At 70.8% G+C, this 15,193-nt stretch carries 13 protein-coding genes; 8 read left to right on the top strand and 5 right to left on the bottom strand.

Annotation, left to right across the window (positions count from 1 at the left end; translation table 11 throughout):
- Nucleotide 1: 1 nt before the first annotated feature.
- Nucleotides 2-2,977 carry an isoleucine--tRNA ligase gene (gene ileS / locus MKK60_RS01190; RefSeq protein WP_243983561.1) on the bottom strand — a complete coding sequence of 992 codons (2,976 nt, stop codon included), beginning with the start codon at nucleotides 2,975-2,977 and terminating at the stop codon, nucleotides 2-4.
- 400 nt (nucleotides 2,978-3,377) lie between these two features.
- On the opposite strand from ileS, the gene MKK60_RS01185 reads away from it, so the two are divergent.
- A complete protein-coding gene (locus MKK60_RS01185) occupies nucleotides 3,378-3,650 on the top strand; it encodes a hypothetical protein (RefSeq protein ID WP_147841093.1) in 273 nt (90 codons plus the stop codon).
- 186 nt (nucleotides 3,651-3,836) lie between these two features.
- Nucleotides 3,837-4,109, top strand: a complete 273-nt coding sequence (locus tag MKK60_RS01180) for a hypothetical protein (RefSeq protein WP_147841094.1) — start codon at nucleotides 3,837-3,839, stop codon at nucleotides 4,107-4,109.
- 32 nt (nucleotides 4,110-4,141) lie between these two features.
- On the opposite strand, the gene MKK60_RS01175 is transcribed toward MKK60_RS01180, so the two are convergent.
- From MKK60_RS01175 to MKK60_RS01165, 3 genes are all read right to left on the bottom strand, one after another.
- Entirely contained in the window at nucleotides 4,142-5,098 is a 957-nt protein-coding gene (locus MKK60_RS01175) for a DMT family transporter (RefSeq protein ID WP_409567345.1), read from the bottom strand.
- A gap of 128 nt (nucleotides 5,099-5,226) precedes the next feature.
- Nucleotides 5,227-5,448, bottom strand: a complete 222-nt coding sequence (locus MKK60_RS01170; RefSeq protein ID WP_147729136.1) for a hypothetical protein — start codon at nucleotides 5,446-5,448, stop codon at nucleotides 5,227-5,229.
- A 234-nt stretch (nucleotides 5,449-5,682) separates the two neighbouring features.
- Nucleotides 5,683-6,990 (bottom strand): murein L,D-transpeptidase, encoded by a 1,308-nt coding sequence (locus MKK60_RS01165; RefSeq protein WP_147729137.1) that lies wholly within the window; start codon nucleotides 6,988-6,990, stop codon nucleotides 5,683-5,685.
- A 232-nt stretch (nucleotides 6,991-7,222) separates the two neighbouring features.
- Between MKK60_RS01165 and MKK60_RS01160 the strand changes: the two genes are divergently transcribed.
- The 4 genes from MKK60_RS01160 to MKK60_RS01145 all read left to right on the top strand — a co-directional run bounded on the left by MKK60_RS01160 (nucleotide 7,223) and on the right by MKK60_RS01145 (nucleotide 11,614).
- Nucleotides 7,223-7,591 carry a hypothetical protein gene (locus MKK60_RS01160; protein WP_243983560.1) on the top strand — a complete coding sequence of 123 codons (369 nt, stop codon included), beginning with the start codon at nucleotides 7,223-7,225 and terminating at the stop codon, nucleotides 7,589-7,591.
- A gap of 43 nt (nucleotides 7,592-7,634) precedes the next feature.
- Entirely contained in the window at nucleotides 7,635-8,591 is a 957-nt protein-coding gene (locus MKK60_RS01155) for a DUF1775 domain-containing protein (RefSeq protein WP_243983559.1), read from the top strand.
- A 118-nt stretch (nucleotides 8,592-8,709) separates the two neighbouring features.
- A complete protein-coding gene (locus MKK60_RS01150) occupies nucleotides 8,710-10,812 on the top strand; it encodes a TonB-dependent receptor family protein (RefSeq protein ID WP_243983558.1) in 2,103 nt (700 codons plus the stop codon).
- A gap of 271 nt (nucleotides 10,813-11,083) precedes the next feature.
- Entirely contained in the window at nucleotides 11,084-11,614 is a 531-nt protein-coding gene (locus MKK60_RS01145) for a DUF1465 family protein (protein WP_147728573.1), read from the top strand.
- 96 nt (nucleotides 11,615-11,710) lie between these two features.
- Here MKK60_RS01145 and rpmE read toward each other — a convergent pair whose 3' ends face one another.
- Nucleotides 11,711-11,962, bottom strand: coding sequence for a 50S ribosomal protein L31 (gene rpmE, locus MKK60_RS01140; protein WP_147728574.1), 252 nt, complete (start codon nucleotides 11,960-11,962; stop codon nucleotides 11,711-11,713).
- 261 nt (nucleotides 11,963-12,223) lie between these two features.
- Here rpmE and MKK60_RS01135 point away from each other — a divergent pair, with 261 nt between their 5' ends.
- Nucleotides 12,224-14,068, top strand: a complete 1,845-nt coding sequence (locus MKK60_RS01135; protein ID WP_243983557.1) for an ABC transporter transmembrane domain-containing protein — start codon at nucleotides 12,224-12,226, stop codon at nucleotides 14,066-14,068.
- Nucleotides 14,069-14,133: 65 nt separating this feature from the next.
- Complete coding sequence (locus tag MKK60_RS01130) at nucleotides 14,134-15,159, top strand: D-cysteine desulfhydrase family protein (RefSeq protein ID WP_243983556.1); 1,026 nt, start codon at nucleotides 14,134-14,136, stop codon at nucleotides 15,157-15,159.
- The last annotated feature ends 34 nt before the right edge of the window (nucleotides 15,160-15,193 follow it).

Here is a 15,193-nt window from a genome sequence, read left to right as displayed (position 1 = left end):
CTCACGCCGCGCTCGCGGCCGCGTGCGCCGCGTCCCACTCCCGCAGGGCGCGGGCGTCGCGGGGCGTGACGTCGGGATAGTCCGGATCGTTGCCGACCTCCGGCGTGACGCGCCAGGATCGCGCGCATTTCCGGCCCTCGGCGCGCGCCGGCACCACGGCGACGCCTTTGACCTCGTCGAGGCGGAACGCGTCGGCCGGTCCCTCCCCGGCCTCGACTCGGATCGCGGAGGTGATGCAGACGTCGGCGAAGTCGACGCCGTCGAGGGCGGCCAGAAGCTCGGGATCGGCGATGGAGACCGCGGGGGCCGCCTCCAGGCTCGCGCCGATGCGCTTGGCGGCCCGCTCGATCTCCAGCGCGCCGGTCACGACCCGGCGGACGCGACGGATCTTCTGCCAGCGCGCGGCCAGCCCGTCGTCGCGCCAAGCCTCGGGCGTCTCCGGCAGGGTCTGCAGGTGGACCGACCCGGTCTCCGACGGGAACCGGTCGAGCCAGGCCTCCTCGGCGGTGAAGGCGAGGACCGGGCTCAGCCAGATCACGACGCGGCGGAAGGCCTCGTCGATCACCTGTAGCGCGGCCCGGCGGGCGACCGACGAGGCCGGGTCGCAGTACAGGGCGTCCTTGCGCACGTCGAAGTAGAACGACGACAGGTCGCCGGTCAGGAAGTTGTTCAGCAGCGCGACCACCCGCTTGGTGTCGAAGGTGCGGTAGGCCTCGCGGATCTCGCCGTCGAGCTCGAGCAGCCGATGCAGCACGAAGCGCTCGAGTTCCGGCATCTCCGCCACCGGCACGTCGTCGCCCGCCACGCGGTGGGCGAGCGAGCCGAGCATCCAGCGCAGACTGTTGCGCAGCTTCCGGTAGGTCTCGGCGAAGGTCTTGATGATCTCCGGGCCGATGCGCAGGTCGTCGGTGTAGTCCGACGCCGCAACCCACAGGCGCAGGATGTCGGCGCCGGAATCCTTGATGATGCTCTGCGGCGCGACGACGTTGCCCTTCGACTTCGACATCTTCAGCCCCTTGGCGTCGAGGACGAAGCCGTGGGTCAGCACCGTGTCGTAGGGCGCGCGGCCGCGCGTGCCGGCCGATTCGAGCAGCGAGGACTGGAACCAGCCGCGGTGCTGGTCCGACCCCTCCAGATACATCACCGTATCCTGCCCGCCGTCGCGCCGGCGCACGACGTTGGCGAGACCCGGGAACGCCTCCGGGTCGTCGAGGACGAAGGCGTGGGTCGAGCCAGAATCGAACCACACGTCGAGGACGTCGGTGACCTTCTCGTACGCCGCCGGGTCGTGGTCGGGAGCGAGGAAGCGGGCACCGTCGGCATCGGTGAACCACGCGTCCGCGCCTTCCGCCGCGAAGGCGGCGACGATGCGGGCGTTCACGCGCGCGTCGCGCAGCACTTCGCCGGTGCCCTTCCTGACGAACACGGTGATCGGCACGCCCCAGGCGCGCTGGCGGGAAACCACCCAGTCCGGCCGGTTGCCGACCATGCCGTTGATCCGGTTCTTGCCCTGCGGCGGCACCCACTGGGTGTCCTCGATCGCCTGCAGGGCCACCTCGCGCAGCGTCCGGTCGCCGAGCGACTCCACCGCCTTGTCCATGGCGATGAACCATTGCGGCGTGTTGCGGAAGATCACCGGCTTCTTCGAGCGCCAGGAATGCGGGTAGCTGTGCTTGAGCCGGCCCGACGCCACCAGCGTCCCGGCTTCCTGGAGCGCGGCCATCACGGCCCTGTTGGCATCGCCCTTCTCGCCCTTGTCGGTGAGGACGCGCTTGCCCTCGAAACCTGGCGCATCCTTGGTCAGCGCGCCGTCGGCATCGACCGTGTAGGGGATCCGGGTCTCGATGCCGCGCTCGGCGAGCGCGCGGCCGTTGGCCATCCAGACCTCGAAATCCTCGCGGCCGTGGCCCGGCGCGGTGTGGACGAAGCCGGTGCCGGCCTCGTCGGTGACGTGGTCGCCGTCGAGCATCGGCACGGCGAAGTCGTAGCCGCGGCCGGCGAGCGGGTGGGACAGGGTGAGGCCGGCGAGCTCGGCCGGGCTCACGTCGCGCAGGCGCTCGTGGCCTGCGACGCGCGCGGCCTCGAAGACGCCCGCGGCAAGACCGTCCGCCAGCAGGTAGGTCTGGCCGACCTTGGCCCAGTTGTCCTCGGCGGCCTCGGTGACGCGATAGAGGCCGTAGGCGACGCGCTTGGAGTAGGCGACCGCTCGGTTGCCGGGCATGGTCCAGGGCGTCGTGGTCCAGATGACGACGCGGGCGTCGGTCAGGTCGGCGACGGCGCCCTCGCGCACCGGGAAGGCGGCGAAGATGGTGTCGCTGACGTGGTCCTCGTACTCGACCTCGGCCTCGGCGAGCGCGGTCTTCTCGACCACCGACCACATCACCGGCTTCGAGCCGCGATACAGCTGCCCGCTCATCGAGAACTTGATCAGCTCGGCGGCGATCGCCGCTTCCGCCGGATAGGCCATGGTGGCGTAGGGATGGTCCCAGTCGCCGGTGACGCCGAGGCGCTTGAACTCCGCGCGCTGCACGTCGAGCCAGTGGCCGGCGAACGTTCGGCATTCCTGGCGGAACTCGATGACCGGCACGTCGTCCTTGTTGCGGCCCTTGGCGCGGTACTGCTCCTCGATCTTCCACTCGATCGGCAGGCCGTGGCAGTCCCAGCCCGGCACGTAGTTCGCGTCGAAGCCGAGGCCGCCCATGGAGCGGACGATCACGTCCTTGAGGATCTTGTTCAGCGCCGTGCCGATGTGGATGTTGCCGTTGGCGTAGGGCGGCCCGTCGTGCAGCACGAATTTCGGCCGTCCGGCGGCCTGCGCGCGAAGCTGGCCGTAGAGGTCGGTCGTGCTCCAGCGCTCCAGCAGCAGCGGCTCGCGGGTCGGCAGGCCCGCCCGCATCGGAAAATCGGTCTGCGGCAGGTAGAGGGTCTTCGAATAGTCGCGGCCGGCCGGGGCTTCGGCTTGGGTCTCGTCGGTCATGGGGTCGGGCGTCCTGGATACGGGCGGCGCGCGTGCGGGCTCTGCGGAGGCCCGCGCCTGTCACGGCGCTAGGGGCGAAGGAAGCGGTGGCTCCCGTGACGATCCCGGCCTCCGCGCAGCCGCGCGGGCGCGGCGCTCACGCGGCGGCCGGGCCCATAATTCGAAGACGGAGACAGGCGTCGGCGCTGCGCATGGGCGGCGTTCTAGCAGCGGGCGCGAGCCGAGGCCAGCGGATGCGCGCGTGCCGCGAAGCGATGCCGATTCACCACATCGCCACGCCGCATCCCGAGCCGCTGCCACCAAATCGCGGCGCGTTCGTTGCCATCCCACGCGATCCGCCGCGCCGGCCTGCCCGGCGCGGGTCCGAGACGCGATGGACCATCATGACAGGATGCACGCCATGAGACATCTCCTGATCGCCGCGACCCTCGCCGTTTCCGCCTTCGCCATCGCCGGCCCCGCGCAGGCGCAGGGCCTCGTCGGCGGCGTACAGCGCGGCTCGGCCGAGGGCAACCGCGTCGGCGGGCCGGTGGGCGGCGTGGTCGGCGGAGCGGTCGGCGGTGCCGTCGGAACGGTCAACGGCGCGCTCGGGATCGATCCCGGCCGGCGCGCCTACCGCACCGACCTGCGCTCGCGCCGCGCCGTCCGGCATCATCGCCGCCACCGCCGCTGAGACGTCGAGGTCCGGCCCGGACTGAAAGCGTCCGGCCCGGATTGAAAGCCGTTTCCGCCTCGATCCGGAGCCGGATCTAGGAAAATTGCGACCTTTCGCGGTTTCGCCCGTTGACCCGTCACGGACCCGGAGCCAGCCGATCGCGCGGCCGGGACATTCTCGAGACTCGATCAAGGATCCGACACCATGAAGACATTGCTGATCGCCACGACCCTCGTGCTCTCGCCGCTGGCCCTCTCCGCCACGGCGCAGGCCCAGGGCACCGTCCGCGGCGCCGAGCGCGGCGTCGAGGACGGCAACCGCGCGGCCGGCCCGATCGGCGGCGTGGTCGGCGGCGCCGTCGGTGCGGCCACCGGCACCGTGGGCGGCGTCCTCGGCGTCGATCCGGAGGCGGATCGCCGCGATCGCGAGGACCGCCGCGAGGAGCGGATGGAGCGTCGCGAGCGCATGGGCCGCTAAGCCCGACGCAGCGTCGTCTTAGAACGGGCCGGTCACCCTCGGGTGGCCGGCCCTTTTCGTTGCGCCATCGCGTCGTGGGCGAGCAGGTAGAGGCCCGAGCCGACGATGACCGCCGCGCCGAGCACGGTCCAGCGGTTCGGAACGTCGCCGAACAGCAGGTAGCCGAGCGTCAGCGACCAGAGCAGCTGCGTGTACAGGAACGGCGCGAGCACGTTGGCCGGCGCCCGCGCATGCGCCAGGATCAGCAGCCAGTGCCCCATCGTCCCGAACAGGCCGATGCCGACCAGCAGCGCCCACACCGTGAGGGAGGCCGGGCTGGTCCAGATCCACGGCAGCAGCGGCGTCATCAGCCCGAGGCCGGCCAAGCCGGAATAGACCATCGTCGTCGCGGTCGAATCATGCGCAGCGAGCTCGCGCGTCGCGAGGATGTAGAGCGCGTAGCAGAGCATGTTGCCGAGGCTGAGCAGGACCGCCGGGTGAACCTGGCCGAGGCCGGGCCGCACGATCACCAGCACGCCGAGGAAGCCGACCGCGATCGCCGCCATGCGCCTGGGCGACGACCATTCGCCGAGCAGCGGGCCGGCGAGCAGCGCGACGGTGAGCGGTGCCGCGAACTGGATCGACAGGGTCTCGGCGAGCTGGAGGTGGCGGAGCGCGAAGAAGTTCAGCGCCGTCGATCCGAACAGCAACAGCGAGCGCACCACCTGCAGGCCGAGGCGGCGGCTGCGCATGACGGCCGGGGTCGTCACCGGGTTGAGGAACACCGAGATCAGCGCCACGCTCACGCCGTAGCGCATGAAGGTGGTGAGCAGCGGGTCGACGCCGGAACGGGCCAGCACCTTCGCCGATGCGTCGAGGCAGGCGAAGAACGCCAGCGTTCCGCACATCAGCGCGATGCCGACGAGGCGCCGCCTGTCCGGCCGCGTCCCGCGTTCGCCGTCGGGGCCGGCCGCCGCCTCGCGCGACGCGCAGACCGCGTCGGCTCGTATCGCCTTGCTGGAGGAAATCGCCTTGGACCTTCGGGCCGCCGAGTTCGGTGGACCTTAGCCGGTCGCCGCGACGGCGGGCACCCGTCCGTCCGCACCCGCACCGTGTCGCCGACGCGGGGCCGCCGGCGTCACCTGTCTTGCGCCCGCTGCCGACGCGGGGTCGGCTCGGTTCGATTCTGCTCGCGCGTGAACGGCAGGATCGTCGCGCTCGCGACCTGAGGTTCGGTCGGCTCGGCGGCCGAGCGGTTGCCCTTGGGCTTGCGATCGAGCCACAGGCGGACCCAGACCCGGTTTCTCCGGCTCCAGCCGCGACGGGCGACCCAGGCCGGAATCGATGCCGTATGCTGCATTCGACGTCTTCTCACTCATCATGCGGACGTAGCGCCTGATGAAAGTCCTAGAGTGAGCGTGGGCCTGCCCGCGATGGCTGTGCGTCCCGAATTTTTGTCTCTGCGTCCAGGCTCTCAGAATCAGCGACCCACGTGGCAAACGAGAACGGCCCGCATCCGGTGGGATACGGGCCGCGCGTCGGTCATGTTTTGGGGGCTCGTCCGCGGGTCTTGCCGGCGCCCGAAGCGTCGGGGCTAGTTCTCCTCGTCGCCCGGCTCGAAGCTCTGCGGAGCGGTCGATTCGGCGCTGGCGACCGGCGTCGGCGCGCCGATCGTCGAGGGCACGTTCACGCCGTCGCGCTTGTAGATGTCGTCGCGGAACTGCACGAGGCCGTCCGGCGTCGCCCAGGCGGTGATGTAGGTCCAGTAGACCGGCACCGGCGAGGACAGCGTGGCGTCGACGCGCTTGCCGCTCTCGATCGCCTGCTCGACCTGCTCGCGGCCCCAGCCGGGCGTGTCCTTCAACAGCCAGGTGATGTACTCGCGCACGTTCTGAACGCGGACGCATCCGGAGGAGATGAAGCGGAAGTCGTCGCCGAACACGCCCTTGGTGTTCGTGTCGTGCATGAACACGCCGTATGGGTTCGGGATGTTGATGCGCACGATGCCCATCGAGTTGAAGTCAGCGCCCGAATCCTGGCGGTAGCGGTAGCGCGTGCCCTCGTCCGAGTTCCAGTTGACCTGGCTCGGCTGGATCTCGGCCTCGCCGGAGAAGATGCGGATCTTGTTGTCGGTGAGGTAGTTCGGATCCTTCTGCATCTTGGGGATGAGGTCCTTCTTCACGATGGAAGCCGGGACCGTCCAGAAGGGGTTGAAGTTGATCTGCGTCGCCTTGGTGTTCATGATCGGCGACTGGCGGTCGATCTTGCCGACGCCGGCGGCGTGCAGCGTCACGACCTGACCGTTCTCGACCGTCTGAACCAGGGCGGCCGGGATGTTGGTGATGACGAAGCGCTGCCCGAGGTTGCCCGAGTAGGAGCGCAGGCGCACTGCGTTGATCTCGAGCTGGCGCAGGCGGATGTCGGCCGGCACGTTCATGGCCTGCTGCGTCGCCATGCTCATCGTGCCGGTCTGGCTCAGGCCGTGGCGGGCCTGGAAGCGCTTCACGCCGGCGGCGACGTAGGAATCGTACACGCCGGAATTGCCGGCCACCGGGTCGATGTCGCCGGTCACGATCAGGCGCTGGCGCACGGCCCCGACCACCGCGCCGCGGGCGCCGATGCGCAGGCGGTCGGCACCGGAGACCGGCTTCCAGCCCCCGCGAGAGACGATCTCCTTGTAGCGCTCGACCATCTGCTCGGTGGCCGCCACCGTCTGCGGCGACAGGATCGGCGTCGACGAGCGCTGGACCTGCATCGCGGCGGGCGAGGCGTAGTCCTGCGCCCACTCGGCCTGGGCATAGCCGGCGCCGGCCTGCTCGCGCGCCGAAGCCGGGGCGACGAGGGCGACGGTTCCGAGGAGCGCGAGGCTCAGGGTCGCGCGGGTGGTAGCCTGAATGAGCATCGTGGTGGCTCTGGTCCATGGATGGGCGAAGTGGAGCGGGCGCTGTGCCGCCGTCTCCCTTGGGCCCAAGGTGTCCGGGTACGGTTAAGACTCCATGGCGACCGGGCTTTATTGTGGCGTGCCGGTGCGTGCCCGCACATCACGGGTGCGTGCGTCCTCCGTGCCACAGCGGAATCGGCCCAGCCGTGCCAAGGAATCGGAAGACGCGACGCGGTCGCCGGACAGGGTCGGCATGACGCCCGGGAGCCACAGGACGAGACCTCTGCGCGCGATCACCGCCGTGATCGCGCTCTACGCGTTCGTCCTGCAGGGCTTCCTCGGCGGCCTGATGCCGGCTCCGATGGCCGGAGACGTCCATGCCCTGTGCCTGTCGGGCGCTGCCGCCGCCGGCGATCCCTCGCCGGACACGCCTCACGTCCACGCCGATTGCTGCACCGCCGCCCACCACGTGGCGGACGCGTTGGCGCCTCGCGACACCGCCGCGACGATCATCTGGCCGCAAGGCCGCGTCGCCACCACCGCGTTCTGGCGGGCCGCCGCGAACGCCCCGCGTGCGCCGCCCCGCGCCATCGCCCATCCGCGAGGTCCGCCCGTCGCCTGAACCGATCGCCGCCCGATCCCTTCAGCCAGACGGTAGCTTTGCCATGTCCCGTATCACGCGTGCCGGCCTCTGCGTCGCGCTCGGCTTCGTCCTGCCCGGCCCGGGCGCCTTCGCCCACGCCACCCTCGACCGCAAGGAGGCCAGCCCCAACGCGGCCTATCGCGGCGTCGTGCAGATCAACCACGGCTGCGACGGCCGGCCCACCACGCGGGTCAGGGTCACCATCCCGGAGGGGATGGTCGGCGCCAAGCCGATGCCGAAGCCCGGCTGGCAGGTGACGACGACGCGGGGCGCCTACGCCAGGCCCTACCAGTCCTTCCACGGGATGGTGTCCGAGGGCGTCACGGCGATCACCTGGACCGGCGGCGCCCTGCCGGACGACCAGATCGACGAGTTCACCTTCTTCGCCCGGGTCTCCGACACCTTCGCGCCGGGCGCGACCGCGTACTTTCCGGTCGAGCAGGATTGCGATGGCGGCGGCTACCGCTGGAGCGAGATCCCCGGTCCCGGCCAGACCGCCCGGGACCTGAAGTCGCCGGCCCCGTCGGTGCGGATCGTCGCGGCGGCCCAGCCCGACGCGGCGCCGGCCGCGATCAAGGCAGGCGACCTCACCATCGCCACGCCCTGGCTGCGCGCGACGCCCGCCGGCGCCACCGTCGCCGGCGGCTACGTGAGCATCACCAACGCCGGCACCGTGCCCGACACCCTGATCGCGGCCGCGATCCCGCTCGCGCGGCGCGGCACGATCCACAGCATGTCGATGGACGGCGGCGTGATGCGCATGGCGCCGGTCGAGGGCGGCCTGACGATCAGGCCCGGCGAGACCGTGACGCTGGCCCCCGGCGGCCTGCACCTGATGTTCGAAGATCTGACCGCGAGCCCGAAGGCCGGCGAGACGGTCGCCGGCACGTTGACCTTCGCGCGCGCCGGCACCGTGCCGGTGACGTTCACGGTCGCGCCGATCGGCGCCCAGGCGCCCGCGGGTCACGCCCACCACTGATCCGCGCCGACGCCGCGCGCATCCGCTCGGGATCCGCGTCGGCGTCGCCCTCTCCATCCAGTCCGGACGTACCTGCCCGCGCCGACGCGCGCCCGGCGGCCGTCGGAAGGTGTCTCGCATGTCCCGTCCCGTCGAAACGGGCGCCCTGGCGCTCGCCGTCCTGCTGTCCGCCGCCCTGCCCTCCCGGGGGCAGGAGCCGTCGGATGCCGTCGTGCTGCCCGAGCTTTCGGTCAGCGGTGCCGCGGCGGGTTCGGTCACCGTCCCGAGCGTCGCCGAGCAGCGCGCGGCTCTGAACGCGACGGTCGGGTCGGTGGCCTTCGTCGACGCGGCGAGCTTCCAGGACCGCTACGCCAACACCCTGCGCGACGTGCTCAAGGACACGCCCGGCGTCGCGGTCCAGGAGCGCTACGGGCAGGAACTTCGTCTGTCGGTGCGCGGGTCGGGCATCGCGCGCGGGTTCCACCTGCGCGGCATCGAGCTTCTGCAGGACGGCATCCCGTTCAACCTCGCCGACGGAAGCGGCGACTTCTACCAGATCGATCCGTTGGCGCTGCGTTCGGTCGAGGTCTACAAGGGCGGAAACGCCCTCACCTTCGGCGCGACGACGCTGGGCGGCGCCATCAACGCTGTGACGCCGACCGCCTACACCGCATTCGCGCCCAACATCGTCCGGATCGACGGCGGCAGCTTCGGCACGATCCGCGAGAACTTCCAGGCCTCGCGGATCTCGGGCCCGGTCGATGTGCTGGTGAACGGCACCATCACCAATGCCGACGGCTTCCGCGACCACGAGACCCAGCGGACGCAGAACTTCAACGCCAACCTCGGCTACCAGCTGGCGCCGGGCGTCGAGACGCGGTTCTACGCCGGCATCTACCTGACCGACCAGAAGCTGCCCGGCACGCTGAGCCTGTCCGACGCGCTGAACAATCCGACGCTGGCCAACGCCGCCGCGATCGCCGGAAACCAGTCGCGCAAGGTCGAGACCGAGCGCATCGCCAACCGCACCAGCTTCGTCCTCGACGTGGGAAAGCTCGACGTCGACACCTGGGCGATCCACAAATCGCTCTACCATCCGATCTTCCAGGCGATCGACCAGGACGGCTGGACCTACGGCATCAGCCCGCACTGGGCCGGCACGTTCGACCTCGGCGGCTTCCGCAACGACACGATCCTGGGCCTGCGTGCCTTCGCCGGGCAGAACTCGGCGCTGCAATTCGTCAACGTCCAGGGCCAGCGCGGCGCGCAGACCCTCAACGCCCTGCAGAGCGCCTCGAACCTCGAGGCCTATGGCGAGAACCGGTTCTGGTTCCTGCCGGACGTGGCCCTGATGACCGGCGCCAAGGCGTTCTCGTCCAACCGCACCTACAGCAACAAGGGCGGCCTCGCGGCGAGCCCGAACGTGCAGTTCGCCGACGAGACCTACGAGGGGGTGAACCCGAAGCTCGGCCTGCTGTGGCAGCCGTTGACCGAGATCCAGGTGTTCGGCGACGTCACGCGCTCGCGCGACGTGCCGGATTTCGGCGACCTCGTGCAGACCAACATCTTGCGCACCACCTTCGTCCCGCTCCAGGCCCAGCGCGCCTGGACCTACGAGGCCGGCTCTCGCGGACGGATCGACCGCCTGACCTGGGACGTGACCCTGTACCGTGCCGACATCCGGGACGAGCTGATCAACTTCAACACCGCGCTCGGCGCGGCGATCAACCTGCCGGCGGCGACCTTCAACGCGCCACGCACCCGGCACCAGGGCGTCGAGGCCGCCTTCGGCCTCGACCTCGCCCGCGACCTGTCGGGCGTCGGCGACCGGCTGAGCCTGTCCCAGATCTGGACGCACAACGACTTCCGCTTCCTCGGCGATCCCGTCTACGGCAACAACCGCATCGCCGGCCTGCCCCAGGACGTGCTGCGCACGGTGGTGAGCTACGTCCACCCGAGCGGCTTCCACATCGCCCCGTCGGTCGACTGGGTGCCTCAGGGCGCGTTCGCCGACCACGCCAACACCTTGAAGGTGCCGGGATACGCTCTGCTCAACGTGCAGGCCGGGATCGACTTCGCGAACGGCGTCTCGCTGTTCGTCGACGCCCGCAACCTGCTCGATGCCCGCTACGTCTCCGACATCACCGTGGTCGCGAACGCCGGTGCCGTGGCCGGCGGCCCGGTGGCGTTCTATCCGGGGGCCGGGCGGTCGGTGTTCGGCGGCGTGCGCGCGGCGTTCTGAGGAGCCGGCATAATGCAGCGCGTCGACTTACAGCCTCAATGTTATCCCATGTCGTATCCGCCATTCGTCATCGCGCATCGACGGCGCGGTACTGCCTCACCGCCCGATCGCGGCATTCCGGTGGAACGTGCGCGGACGCGATTAAGGTTACCTTTCGGTTGTCGCGGCGGGACCTCCGTTCGGCGCTAGTATTGCGGCAAGGGTCGCGGACAGGCCGGGAGCGTTCCAAGACGGAACGACGACAGGCCCCGGCAGCGACGCAGGAGGCAGGATGAACGGGTACGACGTCACGTTCCGGGACGAACGGGATTGGGTCGATTTCGGGCGGACCTACGTCACGTCCGACGCCTTCCGGACGCTCTTCCACGACGGCATGGCGCTGGTGGAGGAGACCGCGGCGTATCTCGACGGCGAGGGCCGCGACGAGTCGCGCCTGATCTCGCGGGACGCAACCCTGTCCTACGCCTCGGAGAGCATGCGGCTCACCACCCTGCTGATGCAGATCGCGTCCTGGCTGCTGGTGCAGCGCGCGGTGTCCGAGGGCGAGCTCACCGCGAGCCAGGCCTTGCAGGAGAAGAACCGCGTGCGGCTCGCCGCGACCGAGGCGCCGAAGGCCGAGAGCTTCACGCTCCTGCCGGTCCGGCTGCAGAACCTGATCCTGCGCGCCCGCCGGCTGCACGCCCGCATCCTGCACCTCGACGGCCTGATCTCCGACGACCGCCCGACGCCGGCCGCCGTCGAGAGCCCGGTCGCCGTCCAGCAGAACCGCCTGCGCTCGGCCTTTCCCGGTCTGCAGGCCTGAGCGGAACGCCCAGAACGCAAGAAGGGCGGCACCGCGGTGCCGCCCTTCTTGCGTTGATCCGGCCCCGGCAGCACGCCGAGGCCGGGATCGAAACCCTTACTTGCGGCCGACGAGGTTGCCGAAGCGCGAGGTGAAGCGCGAGACGCGGCCGCCGCGATCAAGCATCTTCTGCTCGCCGCCGGTCCAGGCCGGGTGGGTCAGCGGATCGATGTCGAGGTTCAGGGTGTCGCCTTCGCTGCCGTAGGTCGAGCGCGTCCGGTACTCGGTGCCGTCGGTCATCACGACCTTGATGAAGTGGTATTCGGGGTGCTCGGTCCCCTTGGCCTTGTCGGCCGCGCTCTTTGCCATGACGTCTCGTCCTCGACGGTGCACGAACTCCGGGAGCGCGGAGGGCGCGGCCCGTAAGATCCGTGGGTTGAAACTCTGTGATCGGACCGTTGCCACGAACCTCACGTTCGTGCGAACCGCTCATGCGAAGCCGACGGCCCGTCTTGGCGGCCCGCGGCCATTGCACACGCGCAATCGGAAGAAGGCGCGCGTATACCGCAGGCTCCGGCCGCTCACAAGCATGCTTGTCGCGCGGACGAGGGACGAAACACCAGAGGCGTGATGGCCCGCAAGAAGAACCCGCCCGCCGAAGGTCGCAACAAGGCCCCGCTGAGCTCGCTGCGGCCGCTGATCCCCTTCGCGGCGGCCTATCGCGGGCGGATCGTCGCCGCCTTCCTGTCGCTGCTGGCGGCCTCAGCCGCCACGCTGACGGTGCCGATCGCCATGCGCCGAGTGATCGATCACGGCTTCTCGCCCGACGGCGAGAGCATGATCAACGCCTACTTCCTGGCTCTGCTCGGGGTCGTCGCGGTGCTCGCGCTGTCGAGCGCCGCCCGGTACTACACGGTGGTGACGCTGGGCGAGCGCGTGGTGGCCAACCTCCGCAGCGCCGTCTTCCGGCAGCTGACGCTGCTCGATCCCGCCTTCTTCGACAAGACGCAGTCGGGCGAGATCGTCTCGCGGCTCACCGCCGACGCGACCCAGGTCAAGGCGGTGTTCGGCGTCTCGATCTCGATCCTGCTGCGCAACGTGTTCCTGTTCGTCGGCGCCGTCGCGATGATGGTGATCACCAGCCCGAGGCTGTCGGTGCTGGTGCTGGTCGCGATCCCGCTGATCGTGTTCCCGCTGATCGTCTCCGGCCGCGGCGTCCGACGCCGCTCGCGCGCGGCGCAGGACCGCCTCGCCGACGCCTCCGCTTACGCGGCGGAAGCGGTCGGCGCGGTCCGCACGATGCAGGCCTTCGGCATGGGCCGGGCCACCGCCGACCGCTTCGCGCAGGCCTCCGAGAGCGCCTATTCGGCCGCCGGCGAATCGATCCGCGCCCGCGCGCTGCTCACCGGCGTGGCGATCTTCCTGATCTCGGCCTCCGTCGTCGGGGTGATGTGGTACGGCGCGCAAGGGGTGCTCGCCCACACCATGAGCGCCGGGCAGCTGTCGCAGTTCGTGCTCTACGCCGTCTTCGGCGCGAGCGCGCTCGGGCAGCTCTCGGAGGTCTACGGCGAGCTCGCCCAGGCCGCGGGCGCGGCCGAGCGCCTCGGCGAGATCCTGGCCGCCGTGCCGGCGATCAAGCCGCCGGCCGATCCGGTGCCGATGCCGGTGCCGGCCCGCGGCGCCGTCGCGTTCGAGGCGGTGCGCTTCGCCTACCCGACCCGGGACATGACGGCCGCCCTCGACGGCATCGCCTTCACCGCGGCGCCCGGCGAGCGCATCGCCATCGTCGGCCCCTCGGGCGCCGGCAAGAGCACGGTGCTGCAGCTGCTGCTGCGCTTCTACGATCCGCAATCGGGCCGGGTGCTCGTCGACGGGGTCGACGTCGCGCGCGTCGACCCGGAGGCCCTGCGCGCCCGCATGTCGCTGGTGCCGCAGGACCCGACGGTGTTCTCGGGCTCGGTCGCCGAGAACATCCGCTACGGCCGGCCGCAGGCGAGCGACGCGGAGGTGCAGCGCGCGGCCGAGCTTGCCCATGCCGACGGCTTCATCCGCGCCCTACCCCAGGGCTACGCCACGCCGGTGGGCGAGCGCGGCGTCACCCTGTCCGGCGGCCAGCGCCAGCGCGTCGCCATCGCCCGCGCGATCCTGAAGGACGCGCCGATCCTGCTCCTCGACGAGGCGACCTCGGCGCTCGATGCCGAGAGCGAGCGCGCAGTGCAGTCGGCGCTCGACGGGCTGATGCGCGGGCGCACGACCCTGGTCATCGCCCATCGCCTCGCCACCATCCGCGCCGCCGACCGCATCCTCGTCCTCGACGACGGCCGCATCGTCGAGGACGGCACCCACGAGAGCCTGCTGGCACAGGGCGCGCTCTACGCGCAGCTCGCCGCCCTGCAGTTCACCGATGCCCTCGACGAGACCGCGCGGGGCAAGGAGCCGCGCCTGCGCGGGGTGAGCGTCTCCGCCGCGGAGTAGCGTCGCGATCGCGCAATCGGAGGTTGCCGGTTCAACCCGGCAGCGCGACGCGGTAGACCCGTAGCATGAGTCGTCTCGACCTTGCCCGCTTTCCCCGTCTCGCGCTCCTCGAGCGTCCGACGCCGATCCAGTCGCTCGACCGGCTCTCGGCGGCCCTGGGCCCGGCGCTTAACGGGGTCCGCCTGTTCGTGAAGCGCGACGACCTCGCGCCGATCGGCGGGGGCGGCAACAAGCTCAGGAAGCTCGAGTTCCTGCTCGGGGCGGCCCGCGCCGAGAACGCCGATACCGTGATCACGGTCGGCGCGCTGCAATCGAACCATGCGCGCCTCACCGCCGCTGCCGCCGCGCGCGAGAACTTCGCTTGCGAACTCTTCCTGAGCCGGAGCGTGCCGCGCACCGACCCGGACTACGTCGGCAACGGCAACCGCTTCCTCGACGACCTGTTCGGCGCCCGCGTCCACGAATTGCCGGCCGACGCCGACTCGCTCGCCGCCGCCGAGGTCCGCGCGAACGCGCTGCGGGCCGAGGGGCGGCGGGTCTACGTGTTCCCGTCCGGCGGTTCGAGCGCGGTGGGCAGCCTCGGCTACGCCGCCTGCGCCGAGGAGATCGCCGGGCAGGCCGAGGCGATGGGCGTGACCTTCGCCCACATCCTCACCGCCAACGGCAGCGCCGGCACCCATGCCGGCCTCGCCGCCGGGCTATTCGCGATCGGTCGCGATCCGAGGCTCGCGAAGTCCTACGCGGTGCTCGCGGCGCAAGACCACGCCGAGGCCGAGACGCTGGCCAAGGCCAACGCGACCCTGGGGCTGCTGAAGCCCGGCGCGGCGCTGTCCGCTTCCGACATCGTGATCGACGGAAGCCATCGCGGCCCGGGCTACGGCATCCCGACCGATGCGATGCGGGAGGCCGTGCGCCTGATGGCCCGCAGCGAAGGCGTGCTGCTCGATCCGGTCTACAGCGGCAAGGCCTTCGCTGGCCTGCTGCACGACGTCCGCGCCGGCCGCTACCGGCCGGGCGAGGCGGTTCTGTTCCTGATGACCGGCGGGGTGCCGGGGCTGTTCGCGTATCGAAGTGCGTTCGCCGAGGCGTAAGCCCCTGGAGCATTTCCCCTGATCCCCGGGTCAC

It is taken from the genome of Methylobacterium sp. J-092, from assembly GCF_022829325.1.
Lineage (GTDB): Bacteria > Pseudomonadota > Alphaproteobacteria > Rhizobiales > Beijerinckiaceae > Methylobacterium.
The sequence above is the reverse complement of the archived record's forward strand: the minus strand, read 5'-3'. Positions and strand labels throughout refer to the sequence as shown.